At 59.4% G+C, this 3,673-nt stretch carries 2 protein-coding genes and 1 pseudogene; 1 reads left to right on the top strand and 2 read right to left on the bottom strand.

Annotated features, from left to right (window positions below):
- Positions 1–261: 261 nt before the first annotated feature.
- Complete coding sequence (locus EOA32_RS34745; RefSeq protein ID WP_128374103.1) at positions 262–1,623, bottom strand: hypothetical protein; 1,362 nt, start codon at positions 1,621–1,623, stop codon at positions 262–264.
- 277 nt (positions 1,624–1,900) lie between these two features.
- Here EOA32_RS34745 and EOA32_RS34750 point away from each other — a divergent pair.
- A pseudogene (locus tag EOA32_RS34750) lies at positions 1,901–2,324 on the top strand (SOS response-associated peptidase family protein); the annotation flags it as partial.
- A 28-nt stretch (positions 2,325–2,352) separates the two neighbouring features.
- On the opposite strand, the gene ligD reads toward EOA32_RS34750, so the two are convergent.
- A complete protein-coding gene (gene ligD / locus EOA32_RS34755; RefSeq protein WP_189407624.1) occupies positions 2,353–3,345 on the bottom strand; it encodes a non-homologous end-joining DNA ligase in 993 nt (330 codons plus the stop codon).
- Positions 3,346–3,673: the final 328 nt, after the last annotated feature.

Below are 3,673 nucleotides of genomic sequence, written 5' to 3' on the forward strand. Positions count from 1 at the left end.
TCATTCACCGCAGTATATCGCAAAGACGACCGGCGGGTCGGGGATGAAAGGTGGTCCTACCCGCCAGCACGGGGATGACGGGATCGGCCGGGGCGGTTGGCAGCAGTCGGGGTGCGACGGTGGTGGCGTGGATGCCTTGGGGTGCGATCGAGAGCGAGAGCGAAATCGATGCGGCAGTGGCCAGCATCGCTGAAAAGCCCGAGAAGCAAAGCAGGACGGCAATGGCCCAGACCGGCAAGAGCAGCAGCAGCGTCGCACTTGTTAGTCGGCCCAGTCACCATCCGTCCACGCCTTAACGGCCAGGTGCTTTTCAAATGCAGCCTTAATTTCTTCCGGGCTGTCCGGCAGAGGAGCCCCCATTACTCCTTCCATGGATTTGACGATCCGCCCTCTACCCGATCCGGTCAGGCCGGCGCGGTAGTCTAAGTCATCGAAGAACGAACACTCGAAAGCGTTGACCGCTCGATCGTCATTCCAGATATCGGGCATCTGTTCGGTAGTGATAGACCGTGCCTCTCGCTCACGGGATACACGATCGGCAAGCATGGCATGCCGCGATGTAAGGAAGCGCCGGAAGGCACCCTCCTGATCGGCGATTGGCATTGCCCCGATGTTATTCCGGCTCAGGAAGGCCTTCATATCGACTACATGGCGCTCGAACTGGCTCCTGGCCATTTCGAGGCCTTCGGGCGCATTCAAGGCGGTCGCAAATGCTGTCAGACGGGCAAACCGCTTCTCTGTGGCATCGTGGACCTGCTGGCTGATCAGTCGAGCGTATTTTTTTGGGACCCAGTGCCCGAATACTGTGTCAGCAGAATAGGGGCGCGAAGATGTGCGTTGGATCTCCTGCCCATCCACCGAGCTATCCTCATTACCCCCTTCATCTACACCCATCGCACTGCGCAGGCTGAACGCGAAACCGGACGTTGTCGGCCGAGCGTGTGCAACGCCTGAGTTGCTGCTCAGCGCCCTGATCAGCTGTTCCCTGTCATCCGCATTGAACTTGAAAGCATCGAAGGTGTAGGTCCTGGGCGCGGGCGGCTTGTGGATCAGTTTGCCAGTCAGAAAAAAGTCCCGCAGAGTCAAGATGTCCATCTTGGGCGGGAAGGCGCTGTCAACGATCGAGGCCGAGGCGAAGACTGCCTCGATGTATTGACTGAGGGCTTCGTGCCGGCCGAAGAAGTTGACCATCAGTTCGTGGCGGCTGCTGCCCGGGTTTGCGGATCCGACAAACCAAATTGGCCGGCTGGTCTTCAGGAAGTAGAACAGTTTGGTGTGGAAGTGCACCGGGGTGCTTTTCACGACGGCCAGTGTGACCTTCCGGAAACCCAGCTTCTCCAGCTTGGTTTTGACGCGCCGCAGATCTTTCCAGGTACGTGGCAACCAGGCAACCGCATCAAGACCGACAGCTATCCGGAGCGTGCACTCGCGACGGCGCTTTTTACGGACGTTCTGGCATAGATCGATCAGCCAGTCGGCATTGAAGTAGCCGCCGAGGAGGGTGATCGCAGTCGCGCTTTCGGCTGCCCCTGCCAGGGAATGGTCGAGATCCGCGTAGTCGACATAGTCGGCGTCGAGGTTGATGAGATCAGCGCGGGCAACGTGTATGCGTCTATCTGCCATTATTTCCCTCCAAGCACCCCGATAATCGCGCGTCGACACTAACTGCCGACCGTAGCGGGCCCCGAACTCCTGCCGCTATGCAGCTTCAAACAGTATATTTCAGCGGTGGTCTACTGCGTCTCGCTGCGAGCGTAATGCCCGATCACTCGAGATGGCGGAGCAGACATTGGATAGGCTTCTGATTTTCAGAGATACTGGTTCACCAGCAATCCGATGGGACGCCTTGCTGCTGGTGTTTGTACTGACTCAGAATACGACCACTGACTACGGCGTCCGAGGCGAAGGCGACATGGTGCAACGGCGCTGGAGCTGGCCCGGACCGAACAAGCGGCCGGTCTATAATTTCCGTTCAGAGGGCCGCGAGTTCTCGTCGAACCGGTACCTCATCGTCGCGGACGGTTTCTACGAGTTCAGCGATCCGATAGACTCCAAGAAGAAGCGAAAGGACAAGTGGCTCTTCACAAAGAAGAACGAGCCGATCTTCTGCATTGCTAGAATCTCGGGTGACACGCCGGAGGTCGGCGAAGCCTTCACCATGCTGACCATGGAGCCTGGGCCTGATATCGCGCCCTATCATGACAGGCAGATTGTTATCCTCGATCGCAGCGACGTGGGCGGACTGGCTCGACCCTTCGGTGTCGGCGAAGTCGCTGATCAAGGCCCTTCCACCCAGCACACTGCAGGTAGAGCAAGTCGGGTGACTTGAAACAAATCGGCGCCCGATGTCGATCAGGGATGGGGCGGGGAGCGCACCACCTGCCGGGCTGGCTTGTCCTGACGCTCGCCTTGGTACGAGACCTGGCGCAGGAGATTGTCTTCCGTCCAGGTGAGATAGGTGACCTCGACCACCACTTCAGGCCTGACCCAATGCACGCGCGACAGCTCAAGCGGCGAGCCGAACCGGCTCTCGCGCGGCGGCGGGACGTCGAGGGGCATTCGAGCTGCCTGAAGTGGCGCAAGCCGGCGAGCCAATCGCTTGAGCTCTGCAACCGTGATGCCCGTGCCGGCGCGGCCCGCGTAGAGCAGACGACCATCATCGGTGTAGTAGCCTAGGAGCAGCGAGCCGATATGCGGCCGGCTTCCAGTCGGATCGGTCCAGCCGACGACGATGAATTCCTCCCTGTTGAGACACTTTGACTTGACCCATAGGCCGCGATTGCCAGATGCGTAGGCGCGGTCGATCCGCTTTGAGATAGCGCCCTCGAGTGCAAGCCGACAGGCGTGCTTGCGGAACGCAGGCCCGTCGCCGATCACGTGATCGCTGAAGCGCAGACCGGGCATGTCGGTCGAAAACAGCCCTTCCAATCGCGCCTTGCGGTCGATGAGCGGCAGCTTCGCAATGCTTTCTCCGTTCAGGAACAGAAGATCGAAAGCAAAGAAGGCAAGATCGCCCGTGCGGCCCTCGTCCATAGCGGCCTGCAGGCGGCTGAAGGAGGTGACCCCGTCTGCCCGAACTGCGCACAGCTCCCCGTCGACATATGCCTCTTTCACCGGGAGCGCGCGGAGGGCCGCTATCGTCGCTTGATAGCGATGCGACCAATCGAGGCCGGTGCGGGTGAGCAAGCGGATGTCGCTGCCGTCGATCCGCGCGTGCATGCGGTATCCGTCGTACTTGATTTCGTGAAGCCAATCGGGGCCGTTGGGCGCTTCGTCGACCAGGCGCGTCAGCTGAGGCTCGATCCATTTCGGCGGATGCGTTCTATTCGGCTTTGCCGGATTCACCGTCTTCCGCGCCAATTGAGATGAAGCGTCATCATGCGGGCCAGACTACCACATGATGTCGGTACATCAGCTGCAGCTTTTATCGGAAATCGCGGGTCTTCACCTTGATGCCGCCGATATGCTCGTAGGGATCTTATCGCGAGCCGGCCACTTGCTGATTAAGCTGCGTAAAACCACGGGCTTTCGATAAGAACGGCCGCGCTCAGTCGCCCTCCTTGCAACAACGCAAAGCAGAGCAAAATGACCAGCACCATTAATCTCCACAGCCGCCAGCTATGGCAACGATTTGGTGGGTTGGATCATTCGAGACAATGTCGATGCTTACACC

The sequence above is a fragment of the Mesorhizobium sp. M1A.F.Ca.ET.072.01.1.1 genome (assembly GCF_004023325.1).
GTDB lineage: Bacteria > Pseudomonadota > Alphaproteobacteria > Rhizobiales > Rhizobiaceae > Mesorhizobium.

What these genes read in the sequence shown, in the direction of transcription:
- EOA32_RS34745 (WP_128374103.1), bottom strand. Translation starts at nt 1,623, where the DNA reads ATGGCAGATAGACGCATACACGTTGCCCGCGCTGATCTCATCAACCTC.